This window comes from Hymenobacter crusticola (assembly GCF_002154225.1).
Lineage (GTDB): Bacteria > Bacteroidota > Bacteroidia > Cytophagales > Hymenobacteraceae > Hymenobacter > Hymenobacter crusticola.
Genome location: NZ_MTSE01000021.1, coordinates 15,407 through 37,293 on the forward strand (window position 1 = coordinate 15,407; position 21,887 = coordinate 37,293).

Genomic DNA, 21,887 nt, shown 5'->3' on the forward strand with positions numbered 1-21,887 from the left:
GTAATCTTTTGAAAATTGTGCGCGAATTTTCGGAGTCAGACTGTCTGCGTCTTATCAAACAAGACGATAGTCAGGCATTTGACGCGCTATTCCGGCAGTACAGTTCACACGTTTATCGCTTCGCGTATGGCTACTTAAAATCGCAATCGGAAGCAGAAGACGTTGTGCAGCAGTGCTTTCTAAAGATCTGGGAAAAGCGCCAACAATTGCGCGAGGATGTGCCGCTCAAAAGCTACCTATTCACCACAGCGCACCACACTATTCTGAACCAGCTGCGGCACAGCCACTACCAACGCATCTATCAAGAGCATTTGCTACGCGTCGGCAACAAAGTAACAGGCAATGAGGTGGAGTTCTCGGAACTAGAGAATTTGTACCTAGCTGCCCTTACCCAACTTCCCCCCAAGCGGCGCCAAATCTTCGAGCTTAGCCGCCAACAAGGACTTTCATACCCCGAGATTGCCCAGGAGCTAAATATCTCAGTGAAGACGGTGGAAGCTCAGATGACGCAGGCACTCAAGTTCTTGCGCGATTATTTTCAGCAGCACGGCACGGCCTTAATAGTACTGCCGTTACTATTCTTCCTAAAAAAGTAAAAAAAGTTGCGAGTCGAGTAAGGGTGTTGCCAGGGTTGCGTGTACTACCACAACCAAGCACCTCTCACCCCGACTTTCATGCAACCACCCGTTGATCAAGCAGCGCTCAACCGCTACGTACGCGGCCAGTCGCCCGCAGCGGAAGCAGCAGCCGTGCGCGAGTGGCTCGTGCAGCCCGAGAACCAGCTGCTGGCGCAGTTCTGGATGCAGACCCAGTGGGATCAGCCCGTAGACGTAGCCACCATTCCGGCCCGCGAGCCTGACTACAACCAGCTCCTCTCCTCTTTGCACCAGCAGCTAGGTTTTGAGTCGACAGAAATGACATCGGCCGAAACTGCTACGCCACGCTGGCGCTATTGGGCTGCCGCCGCTTCTGCGGGTGCACTCTTGGCAGCTGGTAGCCTGTGGTGGCAGCAGCAACATGCTCAACCAGTGGCAGCGCCTCTCGCGTTTGCGACGCCTTACGCCCAAACGCGTCAAATTCAGCTGCCCGACGGCTCGGAGGTAACCCTGAACAGCCACTCGACGCTGCGTTACGCGCCTGGCAAATCGGCGGATCAGCCCCGGGAAGTGTGGCTCGATGGCGAAGCCTATTTTTCTGTGCAACACCTCCCTAGCCATCAGCCTTTCGTGGTGCACACCACCGCGGGCGTGAACGTGGAAGTGCTCGGCACCAAGTTTACCATCTACCGGCGCCACGCCGAGGCCAAGGTAGTACTGCTTTCTGGCAAGGTACGCCTAACGTTTGCCGACAAGCGCCCGGCCGTAATCATGAAGCCCGGCGAACTAGTGGCCACCGTGGATAGCTTACCCCAACAGCTTGTACACAAGCCCGTACCGACGACGCTGCCTTACGCTTCCTGGAAAGACGATAAGCTCGTGCTCGACGAGACGACGATTGCCGAGCTAGCTACTCGCCTGCACGACACCTACGGCGTGGATGTGGTAGTAAAAGACCCGACGCTAAATGCGCGCAGAATTACGGGTACGGTACCCATTGGCGCGCTGAATGTGCTGCTGCAAGCCTTGCAAGAAACCTTCAAGCTGAAGATTGAGCGACAGCAGAACCAGATTATTCTCTCTGACGCAAATTCACCCACTTCTCATATTTCCCACCAATGACACTACCCAATACCCGACTGTGTCGCCGTGTTGTACATACGGCTTCCCTCACGATGTGCACGATGCTGCTGCACTCCCCCAATAACACAGCTTCCGCACAGATACTAGCGGTGAATACCGTTTCGCAACGCACTACCGCGCAGCCGGTACAAATGGTCCTGTTGAAAGATCTCCTAGGCCGTTGGGAAAAGGAGTATGGCGTTACCATCTTCTACGAGAGCCAGTTAGTTCATGATAAGCACGTGCTAGGCACTAATGAAGCAGCCACGCTAGAAGGAAAGCTCAACAATGTGCTACCACAGGCTCAGTTAGCCTTCAAAAAATTGCGCGCCGACTATTACCTAGTCGTTGATGCCCAATCTACTGCTTCTACTCTTGGCAGCGCAAACGTTTCCAAGGCAGAGGATGTCACCGTTTCCGGACGTGTAACTCAGGCTGGCGGCGACCCGCTGCCAGGTGTAACGGTGGTGGTAAAAGGTACCACTACTGGCGCCACGACTGATGCAAACGGCGCTTTCAGTCTGAGTGCTCCAGTAGGAAGTACGCTCGTATTTAGCTTCGTAGGCTACTCTCGGAAGGAAGTACCCGTGACGGGCGCTACCACTTCTTTTAACGTATCCTTAGCCGAAGATACGCAGGCCCTAAACGAAGTAGTCGTTGTAGGTTATGGCACCCAAACTCGCCAGCAGCTAACTACTTCGGTAGCTTCGGTAGGCGGTCAGGCAATTAGCCGTCAGACCGTGGCTGGCTTCGACCAAGCGTTGCAAGGCCAAGCACCTGGTGTGCAGATAACAGCCCCTACTGGTTCTCCGGGTGCCGCTATCAACGTCCGAATTCGCGGAAATACGTCGGTTAACCTGAACAACTCACCGCTCTACGTTATTGACGGGGTGCCCATCGTACCGCAGTACGACCGAGAAATAGCTATCGGCAACCAGACACCAAACCCGCTGAACTCCATCAACCCTAATGACATCGAGTCGATTGATGTCTTGAAAGATGCCGCTGCTGCTGCTATCTATGGTGTCCGGGCCTCCAACGGTGTAATCGTCATTACGACCAAACATGGCAAGAGCGGCAAGCCTCAGGTGAGCCTCAGCATGTACTATGGTGTTCAGCAGCTGCGCAAGAAGATAGACCTACTCAACAATCAGCAGTTCGCGCAATTCTATAACGAAGCACGGACTAATGCTGGTCAACTACCTGCCTTCACCCAGGATCAGATTAATAGCCTGCAATACAATACTGATTGGCAGGATGAGATGTACCGCACCGCAGCCATTCAGAACTACCAGCTTGGCATTAGCGGCGGCACCGATAAGACGCGTTATTATGCTTCGGGTGGCTACTTCAAGCAGGACGGTATTGTTCGCAACTCTGGCTTCGACCGTTACAGCTTCAAGCTGAACCTAGACCAGCAGGTGAGCACTAAATTTCGCTTGGGCACGAACCTAAACCTAAGCCGCAGCAACACGAACGGCAGCGTACGCAGCGAGTTAGGAGCAGGTAGCTCAGGCACTATCCTAGGTGCACTGGCGCAGATTCCTACCATTCCAGTTCGCACCGCCGATGGCCTGTACGGCCAAAACCCCTTCCGCCAGATTGACAACCCTATTGGCAACCTACTCGAGACCCATAACCTAGCTTCTACGGACCAAGTTATTGGCAACTTGTATGCGGAATTGGACATCCTGAAGAACCTTACGCTTCGCAGCTCGGCCGGCCTCGATTACCGTGAGCAGTTGGAGAATGAATTCCTGAGCCGCGAGTATCCAGGTTTCCAAAACCAAGCCTCTAGCCTTCGTGGCAGCGCCCGCACTGGCAATACGCGCCAGGCAGTATGGCTGTGGGAAAACACCTTAACTTACCGGCCCAACATTGGCGAAGGACATGACCTGACGCTGCTCGCTGGCCAATCGGTGCAGGAGTCCGACCGTTTTACTTCCAATGCGCAGGTATCCGGCTTTCCGTCCAATGCGGTGCCGTACCTATCAGCAGGAACTCAGTTCACCCGGCCTAGCACGTACGAGGAGCAGTGGGGCTTGATGAGCTTTTTCGGCCGCGCTAACTATAGCTACGAAGACAAGTATTTGGCTAGCCTCAGCTTACGCGCTGATGGTACCAGCCGCTTCAGCACCAAAAACAAGTTTGGCTATTTCCCTGCTTTAGGCTTAGGCTGGCGCTTGTCGAAGGAGGAGTTCTTCCCGCAGAGCAAGACCGTATCAAATGTTAAAATTCGGGCTAGCGTGGGAGTTAACGGCAACCAATCGGTGCCGATCTACGGCCGCTTTTCGACGTACAGCACCAACCAGAACTACCAAGGGTCCGGCAGCACTATCGTAGGTGGTATTGGACCGAGCTTGACGGTGGGCAACCCGGATCTGAAGTGGGAAACTACTTACCAGTATAACGGCGGTTTGGACTTAGGCTTCTTGTCGGATCGCATTACGGTGACGTTCGACGCCTATATGAAGCGCACCAAAGACCTACTGCTGACCGTATCGCTGCCTTACAGCGCCGGCGTAGACAACGTAACACGCAACCTAGGCGAGGTACAGAACAAAGGGCTTGAGCTAGGCATCAACACCCAGAACGTGCAAAGTCAGAACAATGGCTTTACCTGGAACACAAGCCTAAACTTATCGATAAACCGGAACGAGGTGCTGGACCTAGGTACCCTCGCCAACGACCAAGGCCAGCAAGTGGGTCGGCAGATTATTACGAACACCAACAATAATGATTTTGCCATCACGCAGAAAGGCTCGCCACTGGGTGCCTTCTACGGCTACGTAACGCAGGGGCTTTTCCAAAGCCAAGCGGAGATTGATGCGGCAAACCAAACGGCCCGCGAAAAATCGGGCAATGCTTCGGCTCTATACCAATCAGGGGCTAAGCCAGGCGACATTCGCTTCGCTGATCTGAACGGCGACGGTGTTATCAACGGCAGCGACCGGAAGATAATCGGGAACCCTAACCCCAAGCTACAAGGCGGTATCACCAACAACTTCAGCTACAAAGGCGTGGAGCTTAGCGTGTTGTTTCAGGGCAGCTTTGGCAATGACATCTACAACGAGAACCGCATAACGACGGAGGGTATGTCAGATGCGTTCAACCAGACGACGCGGGTACTGGACCGCTGGACGCCCACGAATACGAATACGGATGTACCGCGTGCCGTGGCTGGTGACCCCAACCAGAACAACCGTTTCTCAACTCGCTTCCTTGAAGACGGCACTTATGTACGTCTGAAAAACCTGACCCTAGCTTATAACCTACCGGCCAACCTGACTAAGAAAATCAGCAGCAGCAACATTCGCGTGTATGTAACGGGCCAGAACCTTGTTACCTGGACGAACTACTCTGGCTATGACCCCGAGGTTAGCGCTAGTCCTTTCGCAGCCCTAGGCTTCGGTCGTGACTTCGGCGTGTATCCGCAAGCCCGCACTTACACGGCTGGTATCAACGTATCATTCTAAGCGACTCCCACCCATGAAAAAAGTATTCATTCCTGTTCTTGCCCTCGCGCTACTGGGAAGCTGCAATGTGCTTGACAAAGAGCCCTTGGCCAGCGTAGTACCGAACAACTTCTTCCAGAACGCCGACGATGCTGAATCGGCTATTACCTCAGCGTACGACGGTTTGCAGATGTCTGGCTACTACGGCCAAGACCTGCCTAACATTGGTATGATGCCGTCAGACGACTGCACCAGCACCAACAACGACGTCAACGCCTTGGAAATCATTAACTGGTTTCCAACGACAAGTCAGATGGGCAATGCTTACCGCGACATGTACCGGGCTATCAACCGGGCAAATGCAGTTATAAAGTACGTTCAGCCCATCTCGATGCCCACAGAGCGCCGCAACCAGATCTTGGGCGAAGCTTACTTCCTGCGGGCGCTGCACTACTTCAACTTAGTACGCGTTTACGGTGGTGTGCCACTGCACCTCGATCCGACGGAATCGGCTGACCCGGGAGTAGTATCCATAGCACGCGCCTCAGCGGATGACGTATACGCGCAGATCCTAGCAGACCTAGCTCAGGCCGAGAACCTGACGACGACGACATTCGGGGACAATGTCTTGAACCGCGCCCGCGCTACTAAAACCACGGTTAATGCATTGCAGGCTCGGGTATTCCTGACCCGCCGTCAGTGGAGTGATGCGCAAACCGCGGCAAACAAAGTATTGAGCAACAATACGTCGGTGCTAGCTACCAATTTCAACGCGCTTTATCCCCCCGACAACAACGCTGAATCAATCTTTGAAGTACAGTTTGCTGGCAACTCTGACGGTGGGTTCCTATTACCCGACGAGGTACTGCCCAACCCACCTGCTACGTACTCGTACGCCAAGTTCGACATCCCGACCCTTTACCGGGACCCTAGGCTCGCTCAGCCAACCGATCTGACGTTTGCCGTAGATACGGTAAATGACTTACGCTGGAAGCGCGGTGCCAAAGTAACGGGCGGCGTAAGCTACGTGAGCGTACTCTATGCGGGTAGGAACCCAGCGAAGCAGAACGATAGCGGCTTTTTTATCTATAAGTGGCGCAGTAACCCCAATGGCTTTAATAGCCCTGACAACTACTACGTGCTACGCCTAGCCGACGTATACCTGATGTATGCGGAAGCTGCTAACGAGCAAAGTGGCCCCACCGCGGATGCCCTCAGTAAGCTCAATGCTATACGGCAGCGGGCAGGACTGCCTGCTCTCACGCTGGCTCAGCTAGCTACCAAGCAAGCCTTTCGCGACGAAGTGGATCTGCAACGCCGTCGGGAGTTGGCCTTCGAAGGTGAGCGGTGGTTTGACTTGGTGCGCTATGCTCGGCAAACGCAAGCAGATGCCTCAGCCTCGCACAAGATCACTGCGCTGGATATGATTCAGCAGAAGCGCAACAGCCGCGATGTGAACTATCTACTCTTCCCCTTGCCCCAAAGCGAATTGAACAACAACGCGCTCATTCAACAGAATCCAGGCTATTAAGGAAGCCAAAGCATCTTTGACATTAGCAGAACACTTCATTCCGACCCTCCGCTAGGTGAGTGCGGAGGTAACGAATGATTTGGGGCCGGTGCGGCGTGGTGGGACGCCGGCCGGCCCCTTTTGTTTTCGATGAAACACCACTCATTTTCTTCCCGAACAGTATTATGCCCATAGAATTCAAACGCTACGTGCTTCCTTCCCTCCTCGCAGCCGCGTTGCTGGCGGGCACAAGCCGCCAGCAGAGCCTAGCCCAAACGAGCAAAAAGAAAGCAGCCGGGATAACTAGCTGGATCACCACCCCCGATCAATCGGCGCTTCTTCAAAAGCAGCCCGCCCCCCTAGCTTTTACCGGCACGACGAACAGCAACCCAACCATTGAAGTAAATGAAAGCCAGCGCTTTCAGACCATCGATGGCTTTGGTTACTGCCTCACGGGTGGCAGCGCCATGCTGCTGAGCAAGATGGGCGCTACCGAACGGACGGCCCTGCTCAAAGAACTGTTCACTACCGACGGCAACAACATCGGGGTGAGCTACTTGCGCGTGAGCATCGGGGCCTCCGACCTCGACGACCGGGTGTTCAGCTACGACGACCTGCCCGAGGGCCAGACCGACCCCGAGCTGCGCCAGTTCAGCCTAGCCCCCGACCGGCCGTACCTGATTCCGGTGCTCAAGCAGATTCTGAAGCTGCAACCTAGCCTCAAAATCTTGGGGTCGCCTTGGTCGCCGCCAACTTGGATGAAGACCAACAACAACTCCAAAGGCGGCTCGCTGAAGCCGGAGTTTTACGATGCCTACGCGCAGTACTTTGTGAAGTATATCCAGGGCATGAAGGCGGAAGGCATTCGCATTGACGCCATTACGGTACAGAATGAGCCCCTGCACCCCGGCAATAACCCTAGCTTGCTGATGCCCGCCAACGAGCAGGCCGACTTCATTAAGAAGAGCCTAGGTCCGGCGTTCAAGAAAGCGAAGCTCGACACCAAAATCATTGCCTACGACCACAACTGCGACAAGCCTGAGTACCCGCTCACGGTGCTCAACGACGCCGAGGCCCGCCCGTACGTGGACGGCTCCGCGTTTCACATGTACGCTGGTAAGATCGAGGCCATGTCGCAGGTGCACGAGGCGTATCCTAACAAGAACGTGTACTTCACCGAGCAATGGGTGGGCTCCAAGACCAAGTTTGAGAACAACCTAGGCTGGCACGTGAAAACTCTGACCATTGGGGGTACGCGCAACTGGGCGCGCACGGTGCTGGAGTGGAACCTAGCCGCTGATCCGCAGCAAAACCCGCACACGCCCGGCGGTTGCACCGAGTGCCTGGGCGCCATCACGCTCGATGGCAACACGGTGCAGCGCAACGTGGCCTACTACACCGTGGCCCACGCCAGCAAGTTTGCCCGGCCCGGCTCGGTGCGCATTGGCTCTACCAGCACCGGCACGCCCCCCAACGTGGCCTTCAAGGCGCCCAACGGCGACCATGTGCTGATTGTGCAAAATGACCAAACCACGCCGCAAACCTTCAACATTCGCTACCAGGGCAAGCAGGCCAGCGCGACGCTCAGCGGTGGCGCCGTCGGGACCTACGTGTGGTAGCCCAGTCCCCAACCTAGGGTTGCTCCGATAGCAGGACCTAGGTTGGGCATTACCTCGTTTCGTTACGTTTTTCACTCTTCCTTCTCCAAGCGCATGACCTTCCCCACCCTGAAAAGCCTTGCCGTAAGTGGCTCGCTGCTAACCCTATTGCTGGCGAGCAGCTGCCAGAAAAACGATAAACCAGACCCCACCCCGCAACCGCCCACCCCGCCTACGCCCCCGGTGGCAGTGGGGCCTTCGCAAGTGGCCTTTTGGCTGACTAACCCAGATAAGTCGCAACTCTTTGCCAAGCAGAAAGTAGTGCTCAACTTCGCCGCCTCGACGAACCAAGACCCCACCATCGTGGTAGACACCACTCAGACGTACCAGACGATAGACGGCTTTGGCTACACGCTCACGGGCGGCAGCGCGTACGTCATGCGGCAGCTGAGTACCACCGACCGGGCCGCGTTGCTTAAAGAGCTTTTTGCCACCGATAGCACTTCTATCGGCATCAGCTACTTGCGCATTAGCATTGGCGCCTCCGACCTAAACGACCAAGTATATACCTACGACGACCTGCCCGGCAGTGGCACCGATGTCAACTTGGATAAGTTTAGTCTGGAGCCCGACCGCGCTTATTTTCTGCCCGTTCTAAAGGAAATCTTAGCGGTCAACCCAGCCATCAAAATCCTCGGTTCGCCCTGGACGGCTCCTTCCTGGATGAAGACCAATAACAGTCCCAAGGGCGGCTCGCTAAAGCCAGAATACTATCAGGCTTACGCGAAATATTTCGTGAAGTACCTGCAAGCGATGAAGGCGGAAGGCGTGCGACTTGATGCCGTTACGCTCCAAAACGAGCCGCTGAACCCCGACAACAACCCGAGCATGTCGATGTCGGCGACGGAGCAGGCGGCGTTTGTAAAGGTGGTAGGACCAGCCCTACTGGCCGCTGGCTTGGATACCAAAATCATCGCCTACGACCACAACTGCGACAAGCCCGAGTACCCGCTCACAGTGCTCAACGATGCCGGCGCGCGCCAGTATGTCGATGGCTCGGCGTTTCACTTGTATAGCGGCAACATCAGTGCTTTGTCGCAGGTGCACGAGGCGTATCCAACCAAAAACGTGTACTTCACTGAGCAATGGGTGGGCGCCCCCAGCAACTTCGCTGGCGATTTCAGCTGGCACGTGAATAATCTGCTTATCGGGGCCACGCGCAACTGGAGCCGCAACGTGCTGGAGTGGAACCTAGCCGCCGACGCCTCCAACGGACCCCACACCAACGGCGGGTGCAGCACCTGCCTACCGGCCGTCACGGTTGGTTCGGGCGTAACGCGCAACGTGGCTTACTATAGCATTGCCCACGCTAGCAAGTTTGTGCGGCCTGGCTCCGTACGCATCAGCTCTAGCCTCCCTACCAACTTGTCGAACGTGGCGTTCAAAACACCCAGCGGCAAGAAGGTACTGGTCGTGCTAAACACCGGTAACACGCTGCAACCCTTTAATATTCAGTACCGAGGCAAAGTAGTATCTAGTGCGCTCTACGGCGGTGCAGTAGGCACCTACGTATGGTAACTACCGAGCTTGAGTAGTTGCCCTAGGAATGAGAACGTCATGCTTCGACCAGCGGCAGCATGACGTTCTTCTGTTTTTGAGTCGAGATTAAGGTTATGTTTAACCATGCGTTTACAAAAAATCAACCTGCTTAGCAGATCGTCTCTGCTGCTTACCTCGCTCCTACTCACCTCAACCCTAGGTTTTCGGCAGCCTTGCGCGGCGCAGGCCGTTGCCACGGCGCCCACGGCTACCGCGCCGGTGGTGCGCACCCACGCCGGCCAGCTGCAAGGAGCCCGCGAAGGCAACATGGTGGTGTTTCGGAGTGTGGCTTACGCGGAAGCACCTATTGGCGCTCAGCGCTTCCGTCCCCCGCAGCCGCTGAAGCCGTGGCAGGGCGTGCGGCCAGCCACCGCCCCCGGCCCTCGGGCGGCACAGGTTTCGAACGGCAAGCTGCAAGGCCAGGAAGACTGCTTAATGCTGAACGTGTGGGCCCCGGCCAGCGCCACGCCCAAAGCCAAGAAGGCCGTGGTAGTGTGGGTGCACGGGGGCGCCTTCACGGGCGGCACGGGCTCCGATTTTGGAGGCGGCAACTTTGCCGAACACGATGATATCGTAACCGTTAGCATCAACTACCGGCTTGGCAGCCTGGGCTTTCTCTACCTAGGTAGTGCGCTCGGCCCGGCGTACCAGAACTCCGGCAACTGCGGCGTGCTCGACGCAGTGGCGGCGCTGCAATGGGTGCACCAGAACATCAGTGCGTTTGGCGGCGACCCCGCCCGCGTGACGGTGATGGGCGAATCGGCGGGGGCGAAACTGGTGAGTGCCATCTTGGTGACACCCGCCGCGCAGGGCTTATTTCAGCAGGCAATTCTGGAAAGCGGCTCGGTGCAGTGCGTCCGCGACACGGCCACGGCCGCAACGGTCACGCGCCGGCTCTTGCAGGAATTGCACCTAGCTCCCAACCAGGCGAAACAGCTGCTCACGCTGCCCACGGCCACCCTCATGCAGGCCCAAGCCAAAATAACGGATGGCCCGACCGGCTTGCAGCTATTCGGGCCGGTGCTCGATGGCAAGGTCATCACGACGGCCCCGCTCACGTACTTAAGTCGCCCGAACCGCACGCCGTTGCGGGTACTACTCGGCACCAACCGCGACGAAGCAGGCGCCTTCATCAACAGCTGGTCGACGCTGGCGCACCCCAACCCGGAGGTGCTGACGGCGCTTTTTGGCAAGAGCAACGGCTACGTGTGGCAAGCCTACACCAATCGGAGCCAAGCCCAGCCCGCGGAGCAAGCCTGGCAAAGTACCCTGACGGATTACCTCTACCGCCTTGCCACCTACCGCCTCGCCCAAACGCTGGTGGCTGCCAAGCAGCCCGTTTGGCTCTACCGATTCGATTATCAACCTAGCCCCACCCAGCCTCCCGTGCACGCCCGGGAGCTAGCCTACGCCTGGAACTCGCTGCCGAATGAGCTAGCTAGTAATGTTCAAAACCAACGCCTTGCTACTGAAATGCACCAGCAGTGGGTGAGCTTCATCAAAACGGGTAAGCCGGAAGCTAATTGGCCGGCCTACACGGCTGCTAGCCGCAACGTGATGATCTTCGATTCGGTGAGTCGCGCCGCGCCGCTGCCGGCGCCGTATGAAGACCCAGCCTTCCCGGTGCAAGGCCTCGTGTTGTAAGCGAGGCGAGCCACAGTTCTGCTGGTGCGCTACCACCTAGGTTTACGTTTCTCGGACCTATCTAACCCACTCATTGAATGCATATTCCTGCCAAGTTTCCTCTACAGCTGCCACTGCTTCTGCTGACGGCCAGCTTATTTCCTTCCCTTCACGCGCTGGAATATTCGGCTAGTCCTGCCCAACCTTGTGCTTACCGTTTGAAAGAGTCAGCCAGCGGTATTGCGGCCGATACCAGCAACGCCGCCCGCCTAGGCACTATCGTAGCCGGCAACGCCCAACCCAAGCTCGTTTCCAGCCAGTTCAAGTTCACCGAAGGCCCCGCCGTTGATAAGCAGGGCAACATCTTCTTCACCGATCAGCCCAACGACAAGATCTGGAAGTACGGCACCGACGGCAAGCTGACGCTGTTTCTGGATAAAACCGGCCGCTCCAACGGCTTGTACTTCGACGCGCAAGGCAACCTGCTCGCCTGCGCCGACGCGCAAAATGAGCTGTGGTCCATCAGCCCGGCCGGAAAGGTGACGGTGCTGCTCCGCGACGTGCAGCAACACAAGCTCAACGGCCCCAACGATCTGTGGATCAACCCCAAAAACGGCGGCATTTACTTCACCGACCCTTACTACCAACGCTCCTACTGGACGCGGCAAAGCCCCGATATTGAAGGGCAAAAAGTGTATTACCTAGCCAAAGGCAAAACGGAGCCAATCGTGGTCGATGAGCAGGTGCAGCAACCCAATGGCATCGTCGGCTCGCCCGACGGCAAGTACCTGTACGTCGCTGATATTAAGGCTAATAAAACGTACAGATACCAAATCAGCGCCGACGGTAAGCTCACCAACCGCCAGCTTTTTGTGCCGCAGGGCTCCGATGGCATGACCCTCGACAGCCAAGGCAACCTCTACCTGACCGGTAAGGGCGTGATGGTGTACACGCCCCAAGGCCAAAAGCTAGCCCACATCGACATACCTGCCGCCTGGACCGCTAATCTGTGCTTCGGCGGCAAGGACCGCAAGACGCTGTTTATCACCGCTTCCGAGTCGGTATTTACGCTGCCGATGAAGGTAAAAGGTGTGGAATAAAGTAGCGCGGACTACAAAGTCCGCGTTACATGGCGGCGTGCTTTCTTCAGCAAACCTAGCATGGCCGCAGCATAACGGCGACCCATCAGCCGGGCCGAAGCCGCATCAAAATGCAGTTGGTCGCCGCGGTCTTTGGTGCTTTCTGCCGTGACGTAGGCGTAGTTCGGGACGCTTTTCTTCAGCTGCGCTACGCTTCTGTTCACGCGGATAGCGGCTTCATTGACTTGCCGACGCCCGGCGCTGTCTAGCTTTACAAATTGAAATTCGGGCAGTTGCCCCGCGATAAACGGCACGTTAGGCGTCGCCAAATCGTGGCGGAACCTAGCAATGAGCTCAGTCAGCTTTTGGGCGTACACGTTGCTGCCTTCCGGGTTGCTGTCGGTTTCACCTTGGTGCCAGATGATGCCTTTCAGCGTGCCCGCTTGCATGGCCAGTTTTGCCCGGGCAATAGCGTCGTCGTAGGGGTTCGTTTTGGTAGCCTCGTAATAGGCCCCCGGCTGCCAAACCGCAATGCCCGAGCCACCCACAGCACACGGAATCAAGCCGATAACAACGCTTGTGTCTTGCGCGGCCATTGCTTTGCCAAAAGCTAGGCCCGGCCCGACGCCCGCCACGGGCTTATCAAAATGAATAGGCTCCTTGGCTATTTCCCAGGCGCCGGCTTGGTTGAGGCGCAACACACGGCGGTCGGGTACGGTGTCTTGGGCCTCGGGGTAGCCTCTGCCCGCCATATTCGACTGACCCACCAGCAAATACAGCTGAAACTTCTCTTTCCGAATCGGCGGCTTTGCTTGGTTTAGCACCTTCGGCTTCAGCCCTTGTGCCCGCAGACCTAGCCCACCACCCACTACAAAGGCCAGCGTAACAAGCAGAATAGCAGCACACTTCATAGCAAACAACGATTAAGAGGGAGATAGTAGGCAGGAATACCCTAGCCATTTCTAACCAAGGCTTCCGAGGAACAGGCAGGTTTACAGCAGCAGTATAAGCTGTGCTTTTCGTATTCCGCAAACGTTTTCGCGAATAAACAGTCATTGCCTTGTCTTATCTGAAGCAAGTTTACCTAGTTTGCCACGCCAGTATTCCGCGCAACGCCACGGCGCCGGCCGCTTGCTTTTAACCTCAACTCTCTATGAAACCTAGCTTTAGCTACCGCCTTGCGTTTGCCCTTAGCCTTGCCTCTACCAGCAGTTTTGCGCAGGATGCTCTCACCAAAAAGGTAGTGAAGCTAGCAGAAACGCAGGCCGAAGCGATGCTCCGGGAAATTCCGAAAGCCGCGCAGCAGCAGACTGCTACGGCTACCACCGCCAGCACGAAAGCCGTGCTGGTATCACCGCGCAGCCTGAAGCCCAACGGCGACCTAGCCCTGGTCGCCTCCCGCGACTGGACCAGCGGCTTCTTCCCCGGCGAGCTGTGGTTTCTCTACGGCTTCACGAACAAGGACAAATGGCAAACGGCAGCTAGGTCGGCGACGGCGAACATCGAGCAGGAAAAAACCAACGGCACCACCCACGACATGGGCTTCAAGGTGTATTGCAGCTTCGGCACCGGCTACCGCTTCACGAAAGACCCTGCCTACCGCGACGTGATTGTGCAGGCGGCGCGCACGCTCAGCACCCGCTTTTACCCCAAGGTGGGCACCCTCCTCTCTTGGGACCACAGTCGCGAAAAGTGGGCGTTTCCGGTTATCATCGACAACATGATGAACCTAGAGTTGCTGTTCGCCGCCACCCGCTTCACCGGCGACTCCAGCTTCTACAAGATAGCCGTGGCCCACGCCAACACCACGATGAAAAACCACTTCCGCCCCGACTACAGTTCCTACCATGTAGTCGACTACGACTCGGCCACCGGCAACGTGGTGAAGCGCACCACGCACCAGGGCTACGCCAACGAGTCGGCGTGGGCGCGGGGCCAGGGTTGGGCACTCTACGGCTACACCATGTGCTACCGCGAAACCAAGAACAAAGCCTACCTCGCTCAAGCCGAGCACGTTGCGCAGTATATTCTCAATCACCCCCACTTACCCAAAGACCTTATCCCCTACTGGGATTTCAACGCGCCCAACATCCCCAGCGAGCCCCGCGACGTGTCGGCCGCTGCGGTGATTGCCTCGGCCCTGTACGAGTTGAGCACCTACAGCGCCAAGGCCGTTCTCTACCGCAGCAAAGCCGACAAGATGGTGCGCAACCTAGCCAAGAGCTACACGGCCGCGCCTGGCGGCAGCAAAGGCTTCCTGCTGCTGCACAGCACCGGCTCCAAGCCCTCCAATTCCGAAGTAGACGTGCCGCTCAGCTACGCCGACTATTACTTCATGGAAGCGCTGATGCGTCGCAATGATTTGCAGAAAGGCAACCTAGCTTTTTGAAACTTAGAACCTATCCACCTAGGCCGTCATTTCGACCAGCGGGAGAAATCTCGCGTGCGGTCGTTGTGCTAGTAAATTCTTACAATTGAAGCTACCATTGCTAGCGAGATTTCTCCCGCTGGTCGAAATGACATTCCATAGATTACAAACACCTATTCAACTATCATCTTAAAGCGTAATACTGGACCCCGCGAAGCAGGACGTTCTTTCACGGTTAATTTTAAACAGCCGTCGATTTTCTTTTAATCAGCTCAGAGCTTAACTCTAGGCTTTGCGTTGCTGAAATCGGCTTATTCTTATCAAGTGAATTAAATAATATTTTGGCCGCTTCTTTTCCAATCGCGTAAGCCGGCTGCGTAATCGTGGTTAGGGCTGGATCAAGCAGCGAAGCAACATATAAGTTAGAAAAGCTAATTATTTTAATGTTTTCTGGAATAGCAAGGTTTAATTCTTTGCAAGCCTCGTAGCTGCTCATGGCCAAACGCTCTACAGAAGCAAAAATACCGTCTATTTCGGGCCGGCTGCGCAGCAATTGCTTCATCGTTTCCCGATTTTCCGCGTCGGTTTTGTCGCCATTCACGATTAAGCTAGCATCACAAGTTATTCCGTAATCTTCCAGCGCCTTGACGTAGCCCTGCATGCGCTTCTGGCCGATAGACAAATTACTGGATATCAACAGGTGCGCAATGCATTGACACCCAGCTTCTATCAGGTGTTGGGTGGCCATGTAGCCGCTCTGAAAATCGTTGGTGGTTACTTTGGCAGTGGCTAGCTCGTCGCACACCCGGTCGAAAAACACGATAGGTATATTCTTGCTAGTCAACTCTTTTAAGTGTGCGTAATCCTGCGTTTCGCTGGCAATCGACATCAAAATACCATCGACGCGGCCGCTGGCTAGGTGGTGGCTTATTGTCTGTTCGCGGCTATAGCTTTCGTTGGTTAAATAAATTAGGACGTGGTAATCATTTTCGCGCGCTACTTCTTCAATCCCATTAATTACCTGCGAAAAGAAATTATTAGATACTTCGGGAATAATAACGCCAATCGTTTTACTCTTTTTCCGCCGCAGGCTGCTTGCGTACGGGTTCGGTTCATAATTTAATTCCTGCGCTAATTTCTTGACCCGTTCTTTCGTTTCTTGTCCTATTTCATAATTATCACGCAACGCTTTTGAAACGGTCGAAATAGATAAATTCAGCTCTTGCGCGAGTTCTTTTAAGTTGACAGACTTCATGCATTTGGGTGGGTGAGGTGGTTTACAAAAGCAGCTGTTTATCGAGCAGATGAAACTGAAAAAATATCTTAATGGACAAGAACGTCATGCTGAGCTTGTCGAAGCATCTCGCGTGCAATGGTAATCTTAATTGGTTGGAATATCCCCTAGCAACGTCAGCACGCGAGATGCTTCGGCAAGCTCAGCATGACGTTCTACATTCATTGGTTGCACCTGAGCCGAAACATTGACAACGCCTTAATACAACCGCTTCACTTGGATGCCGTTCAGCACCGCTTCACCGGTCTTTGCTTTGAAATCAAGGATAATTCCTCGCCCCTGCTGAGCAGAAACTGGGAATTTGAAACTAACGGCTTGTAGCGGCTGCAAGTAGTTCGCAGTAACTAGGTCCGACAGCACCGGCTGACCATTCAGCAGCACGTCAAACGACCTACTGGCTTTCTTATCGGCCGCCGTGTTGGCACCATTGCCGAGGTTATACACCAGCTGCTCGCCTTGTGGCACGGCCTCCAGTTCGGCAAAGTGCAGCGTCACTTCGTACTCGCCATCCGGCACATCAAGGCGGAACTGGGTGAGGCCAACACGTTGGGTTTCGTAAATGGCGTCGTAGTCGGTGCCGAGGATGTTGCGGTCGGAGCCGTAGGGCAAGCGGCCACTGCCGGGCAGCTTGAACACCTGACCGCCCACGTAGCCCCAGCCGCCGGGCGTGTACGCCTGCTCGGGCACCCACACTTGCTGAAGCTTGGGGTCGGTAAAATAACGCGGGTCGCCGAGGCTGACGTTGAGCTCGGTGAACGGCAACTGCGCTGAAGCTAGCTTTTGCGGCAGCAACTTAAATTGAATATCAACCTGATCATCAATTGGCTGTCCCTCTACTTGGGCACTGAGTTGATTCAAGCCATTCACAAAGGGCACCCGAAACCGCGCCACGCCAAACGTAGCGGGCTGGCTACCTAGGTCCTTGCCATTGAGTTGCAGCCGCACGATCGGCTGGTTGGTGTACACCTCCACCGGCTGCGCGCAAAACAACGAATCGGCGCTGGCCGCGGGGCCGCTACGCAACGTCCAGCCGCGCGAGCCGATCTTCACGAACGGCGTTTTGAGCAGGTTTGCTTGGTAGAAAAAGTAGGCATCCTTGGGCTGGCGGTCGGCGGTAAGTAGGCTTTTGTTGTTGATGTGCGGCGTGGCTTCTTGGCGGCTTTCGGAGTTGAATTCGGCTAGGTTCCAGACGGTGCTGCCGGCCACAAATGGGCGCTCCAGAATGGCTTTGAGGTAGTATTGGTGGTAGCGATTGGCGTACTCCTGGGTTTTGTCAAAGCGTTGGGGCTGAAAGGAATGCAAGCGCAGGTCGGAGTCGGCGCCATATTCGGTGACCATCGTGGGTTTGGTGGGCAGCTCGCGGTGGTGCTGGTCGAGGTATTGGGCAAAGCCTTCGAACTCACCGGAATACCAGCCCTGGTACAGGTTCCAGCCGACGATCATGGGGATGCTGGTCAGGCCGGCGTCGCGGTAGAGGTCGAAGGCGCCGTGGTTGACGAGCATGGTGTAGCGGCTCGGGTCTTCGCGATGGGTAAGATCCTCTAGCTGCTGGGCGAGTTGAGCCACGCGTTTGAAGTACGCTTGGCCGGCGGCGTTATCCTTTTTAATGCCTTCCGGCAGGCGCAGCAGCACCTCGTTCATGTAGTTCCAGATGACGACGCTCGGGTGGTTGAAGCCCTGCCGAATCATCTCCGTCTGCATGGTTTTGCAGGTGTTGAAGAAGCCTTCGGAGTCGGTAATGGCATTCACCACCGGGATTTCCACCGAAGTCAGGATGCCGAGCCGGTCGCAGGCGTGCAGCACCGTGGGGTCTTGCGGGTAGTGCGAGATGCGCAGGAAGTTGCCACCCATTTGTTTGATTAACTGCACATCGCGTTCGTGCAAAGCGTTGGGCAACGCGTTGCCGAGGCCGGGAAAATCCTGGTGGCGGTTGGTACCAATCAGCTTCAACGGCTTACCGTTCAGGAAAAACCCTTTGTCGGCATCGAAGCGAAACCAGCGCAGACCTAGGGGGTTCGTCACCTCATCGAGCGGCTTGCTCCCGTTGCCTTCCTCGATTCTTGAGATAACGCGGTACAAGTACGGGTCGTCGGGGGACCACAGGTGGGGTTGGCGCAGCTTGCCGAAGGTTTGCTTGAAAGCTAGCTTCTGCCCTGCTCCTACGCTCAGCTTGGTGCGCTGCTGAGCCACGGTGTGGCCTTCACGATCAAGCACTTGCGTGAGCACGGCTAGCTTACGGCTTGTCGCGGCGTCGTTGGTTACGGCGCCGTTTACCACGACGTCTGCCGTTTCCGCCGACACGTTGGGTGTGGTGATGAAGACGCCGCTCGAAGCGTTGTTATCTAGGTCGAAGTGAACTGGGTCGGCGGCGAGCAGGTACACGTCGCGGTAGAGGCCGCCGTAGAAGGTGAAGTCGGCGGAAAGCGGCGGAATATCCGGGTTATGGCGGTTGTTCACCTTCACCGTTACCTCGTTGGCGGCCGTGCCTTCGTTGCTGAACTTCAGCAGTTTGCTCACTGGAAAGCTGAAGGCCGTGTAGCCGCCCGTGTGCCGTCCGGCTAGCTGCCCGTTCACGTACACTTCGGTTTCCTGATTGGCGCCTTCAAAGTAGAGGTACACGCTACGCTTTTGCCAGTTGGCGGGCACGTAGAGCGCCTTTTTGTACCACCCTAGCCCGCGGTAGTAACCGGGCTCGTCGTCCATCACGTCGGTGGCGTTCCAGGTGTGCGGCAAGGATATTTTCTCCCACCCTTGCGCTGGTGTAGTTGGCGTTTTGGTGTAGTCGGTGCCGTCATCCCTGCGGAAAAGCCAGTTGGCGTTGACGGATTGCTTAACACGTTGTTGTGCTAGTGTTGGCAGCACTAGCAAGGCAGTGAGCAACAGAGGAGTCAGAAACTTTGCGCGCATCGTTTACTTGTATAGTGTAGGGACGCGCCGCAGCGCATCCGGTATTGCACACCTATTAGTCGGCGCCCAAAGACGCCGCTCGGCCGGATTTGCAATCCGGCTGTTTGGAGTCGGGGATTTGTAATCCCCGCCCGCAACGCGGGCAGCTATGCCAGAACAACCCCGGCCAGCGCAGACGGGCGAATTGCAAATCTGCAGCTCCTGACGACCGGATTGTAAATCCGGCCGAGCGGCCGAGCGGGGCAACAGCTGAGCGCGAGCTGCATGCATTACAAAGGCAACAACGCCGTCGCTAGCCCTTCCGACTGCACGCCCACTACGCTCTTGCCCCCATTCGTCTTGACCCGAATGATAGCCCGACCGTTGTACGCCTGCACCTTGCGCGAGCCCGACGACGTACCTAGGTCGTCCAGTAAGTGCCCGTCGCCGCTGAGCGAGAAGTTAATCCAGCTGACCGCATCCAGGCACTGCACGCCGTTGGCATCGAGCAGCTTCACTTGCACCGTCGCGAGGCCATTTTGCTCCCCTAGCTTTTCCACCATCAGCTTCGCAGGCTTGGCCCACTTCTCGGTCTGGTAGCGCTGGTGGATTTCGTCTTGCACCACCGTTTTGCCTTGGCGGGCAACTACTTTGATGACATTGTCGCCGGTGTTGTTGAAGGGCACGAGCCAGCGCAGACCAGCAGCCGGAAAATCTTGGCTGTTACGCTTCTTCACGCCGTAGCTTTTGCCGTTCACAAACAGCTCTGCCTCCGCGCAATTGGAATAAACTTTTACCATCTTCTGCTCGCCAGCCTCACCCCAGCGCACCGGCCACGAGTGCCCGTAGATGTGCACCATCGGCTGTGTGGTCCAGTACGATTGGAACACGTAGTAGGCTTCCTTTTTGGTGAAATCGCGCTCCACTACGCCCTTTTGGTTCATGTAGGGAATGGGGTTGTCGGGGCGCACGGGCGTGGAGAAATCTTTGAAGGGCCAGTACGCCGTACCGCTGAGCCAAGGCATAGTTTCCTGCTCTTTCAGGTGCCAATCGACGAGGTTGCAGAGGTAGCTTTCGCTCCAGTCGCCGTCTTTCGACACGCGGGCACTGCCGCCGAACAGCGACGCGTCGCCGGAACGCTCATCGGCACCCTGGCCGCGGCTGATTTTAGCGAGGGCGTTGTCGGGGTTTTCGGAGTGGCGGCCGGCGTGACTGTCGCCGCCCCATTCCACGTGTAGGAAGCGTTTCACGTCCTTAAACTCCTTCTCCGTCACCTCTTTGTACTCGGTGTAAATGCCGCGGTACCAGCCCGCCCAGATGGAGGGCGAGTACACATCGGGGATGTCTTTGCAGAAGTCGCAGCGGCGAATGGCGGTGTAGCGCGAGGCGTCGAGCTGGTGCGAAAGGGCGTTCAGCTCCTTCATGAAGGTGCGAATCTTCTCCTTGTCGAACTCGGGGAAGTCGCCGGGCCAGTCGTTCTCGTTGCCTAGCCCCCAAATAATGACGGCCGGGTGGTTGTAGTGCTGCTGAATCATGTGGGTGAGCATACGCTTGGCCTGGCTCTGGTACACCTCCCCGCCTAGCCCGCCGCGGCACCACGGAATTTCCTCCCACACCGTTATACCCAGGCTGTCGCAGAGATTGAGCACGATGCGCGATTGTTGGTAGTGCCCTAGCCGGATGAAGTTGACGCCCATATCTTTCATCATGCGCATCTCCTGCCGAATCATGGGCTCGGTCATGGCGGCGGCTACGCCGGCGTGGTCTTCGTGGCGGTGCGTGCCGCGCAGCAAGAGGCGCTTGCCGTTGAGCAGAAAGGGCCCGTGCTCCACAAATTCGATGTGGCGGAAACCTAGCTTTTCGGTTTGCTCATAGGTATCAGCGCCCGCCTTCACCGCCACTTGCACCGTGTACAGCTGCGGTGCATCCGGCGACCAAAGCTGCGGGCTTTTCACCCGAAACTGGTGAATATCCTGTTCGCCCGCCTTAGCTGAAACGGTCGTTTGGTACTTATCGACTTGCTTGCCTTTAGGATCGAGCAGCCGCACGGAAACTTGCGCGTTAGTGGCTGGCGTTCCTTCTGGGAAAACGGCTTTCACCGTCAGCACACCTGCTTTGCCCGCTTTATCAACTTCAGCCTTCGCTACCAACCGCTCTAGCGACACGGCCGGCACGTACTCCAGATTCAGGTAGCGGTAGATGCCGCCGTACAAGTTGAAGTCCGACAAGTCGGACGGTATCATCTCCAAGTCGCGCGAGTTGTCGCTGCGAATGGAGAGCGGAATTTTGCCTTTGAACTGGGTTTTAAAAGCGTCGGTCTTCTGGAAGTCGGCAACGGCCTGGGTGATGTCGACGGTCCACTCATCGTAGCCGCCCACGTGGCTACCCACTTTGGTGGTGTAGAGGTACACCTCGGTTTTCTGGCCGGCACCTTCAAAGTGCAGCAGCGTGCGGCCGCCTGCGTATGGGTTCTGCACCGTGAGTTGGGTGCGGTACCAGCCGGGCCCCTGGTAGTAGTTCACGTCCGGGTCGACGGCATCGAGGGCGTTGAAGCAGTGCGGCAACGTTACTTTTTGCCACAGCGGCACGCTTTCGGGGTTGCCGGCCACCACGGGGCGCACGGCTTCCCACACGCCCCCTAGGTCTTGTCGCACAAATTCCCAGTTGTCGTTCAGACGGATTTTGTTCTGCCCAAACGCCGTCACGCTCAGCACCAAAGCCAGCCAAACCAGCAGCAACTTTCTGTTTTTCACTGTT

The 21,887-nt window shown here is 56.4% G+C and carries 13 protein-coding genes; 9 read left to right on the forward strand and 4 right to left on the reverse strand.

Annotated elements, in window-relative coordinates; translation table 11 throughout:
- The first annotated feature begins 17 nt into the window (after positions 1 to 17).
- The 8 genes from BXP70_RS23580 to BXP70_RS23615 all read left to right on the forward strand — a co-directional run bounded on the left by BXP70_RS23580 (position 18) and on the right by BXP70_RS23615 (position 12,603).
- A complete protein-coding gene (locus BXP70_RS23580; protein ID WP_179197801.1) occupies positions 18 to 596 on the forward strand; it encodes an RNA polymerase sigma-70 factor in 579 nt (192 codons plus the stop codon).
- Between the two features lie 78 nt (positions 597 to 674).
- Positions 675 to 1,718, forward strand: coding sequence for a FecR family protein (locus BXP70_RS23585; protein WP_086596590.1), 1,044 nt, complete (start codon positions 675 to 677; stop codon positions 1,716 to 1,718).
- A complete protein-coding gene (locus BXP70_RS23590) occupies positions 1,715 to 5,194 on the forward strand; it encodes a SusC/RagA family TonB-linked outer membrane protein (RefSeq protein ID WP_086596591.1) in 3,480 nt (1,159 codons plus the stop codon). Before BXP70_RS23585 ends, BXP70_RS23590 begins: the two co-directional genes overlap by 4 nt.
- A 13-nt stretch (positions 5,195 to 5,207) precedes the next feature.
- A complete protein-coding gene (locus BXP70_RS23595) occupies positions 5,208 to 6,704 on the forward strand; it encodes a RagB/SusD family nutrient uptake outer membrane protein (RefSeq protein ID WP_086596592.1) in 1,497 nt (498 codons plus the stop codon).
- Between the two features lie 164 nt (positions 6,705 to 6,868).
- On the forward strand, positions 6,869 to 8,302 hold the full coding sequence (locus BXP70_RS23600) for a glycoside hydrolase family 30 protein (RefSeq protein ID WP_086596640.1): 1,434 nt from the start codon (positions 6,869 to 6,871) through the stop codon (positions 8,300 to 8,302).
- Between the two features lie 93 nt (positions 8,303 to 8,395).
- On the forward strand, positions 8,396 to 9,859 hold the full coding sequence (locus tag BXP70_RS23605) for a glycoside hydrolase family 30 protein (RefSeq protein ID WP_086596641.1): 1,464 nt from the start codon (positions 8,396 to 8,398) through the stop codon (positions 9,857 to 9,859).
- 105 nt (positions 9,860 to 9,964) lie between these two features.
- Positions 9,965 to 11,524 carry a carboxylesterase/lipase family protein gene (locus BXP70_RS23610; protein ID WP_086596593.1) on the forward strand — a complete coding sequence of 520 codons (1,560 nt, stop codon included), beginning with the start codon at positions 9,965 to 9,967 and terminating at the stop codon, positions 11,522 to 11,524.
- A 77-nt stretch (positions 11,525 to 11,601) separates the two neighbouring features.
- Positions 11,602 to 12,603: an SMP-30/gluconolactonase/LRE family protein gene (locus BXP70_RS23615; RefSeq protein ID WP_086596594.1), complete on the forward strand. Its 1,002-nt coding sequence runs from the start codon at positions 11,602 to 11,604 to the stop codon at positions 12,601 to 12,603.
- Between the two features lie 11 nt (positions 12,604 to 12,614).
- Here the strand turns inward: BXP70_RS23615 and BXP70_RS23620 are convergent, their stop codons facing one another.
- On the reverse strand, positions 12,615 to 13,493 hold the full coding sequence (locus BXP70_RS23620; RefSeq protein ID WP_086596595.1) for a sialate O-acetylesterase: 879 nt from the start codon (positions 13,491 to 13,493) through the stop codon (positions 12,615 to 12,617).
- Between the two features lie 242 nt (positions 13,494 to 13,735).
- Here BXP70_RS23620 and BXP70_RS23625 point away from each other — a divergent pair, with 242 nt between their 5' ends.
- Positions 13,736 to 14,971 carry a glycoside hydrolase family 88 protein gene (locus BXP70_RS23625; RefSeq protein WP_086596596.1) on the forward strand — a complete coding sequence of 412 codons (1,236 nt, stop codon included), beginning with the start codon at positions 13,736 to 13,738 and terminating at the stop codon, positions 14,969 to 14,971.
- Positions 14,972 to 15,191: 220 nt separating this feature from the next.
- Here BXP70_RS23625 and BXP70_RS23630 read toward each other — a convergent pair whose 3' ends face one another.
- The 3 genes from BXP70_RS23630 to BXP70_RS23640 all read right to left on the reverse strand — a co-directional run bounded on the left by BXP70_RS23630 (position 15,192) and on the right by BXP70_RS23640 (position 21,883).
- Positions 15,192 to 16,205, reverse strand: a complete 1,014-nt coding sequence (locus tag BXP70_RS23630) for a LacI family DNA-binding transcriptional regulator (protein WP_086596597.1) — start codon at positions 16,203 to 16,205, stop codon at positions 15,192 to 15,194.
- Positions 16,206 to 16,442: 237 nt separating this feature from the next.
- Positions 16,443 to 19,151 (reverse strand): glycoside hydrolase family 2 TIM barrel-domain containing protein, encoded by a 2,709-nt coding sequence (locus BXP70_RS23635; protein WP_086596598.1) that lies wholly within the window; start codon positions 19,149 to 19,151, stop codon positions 16,443 to 16,445.
- A gap of 269 nt (positions 19,152 to 19,420) precedes the next feature.
- The gene (locus tag BXP70_RS23640) at positions 19,421 to 21,883 is read right to left on the reverse strand and encodes a glycoside hydrolase family 2 TIM barrel-domain containing protein (RefSeq protein ID WP_086596599.1); all 2,463 of its coding nucleotides are present in this window, start codon (positions 21,881 to 21,883) and stop codon (positions 19,421 to 19,423) included.
- Positions 21,884 to 21,887: the final 4 nt, after the last annotated feature.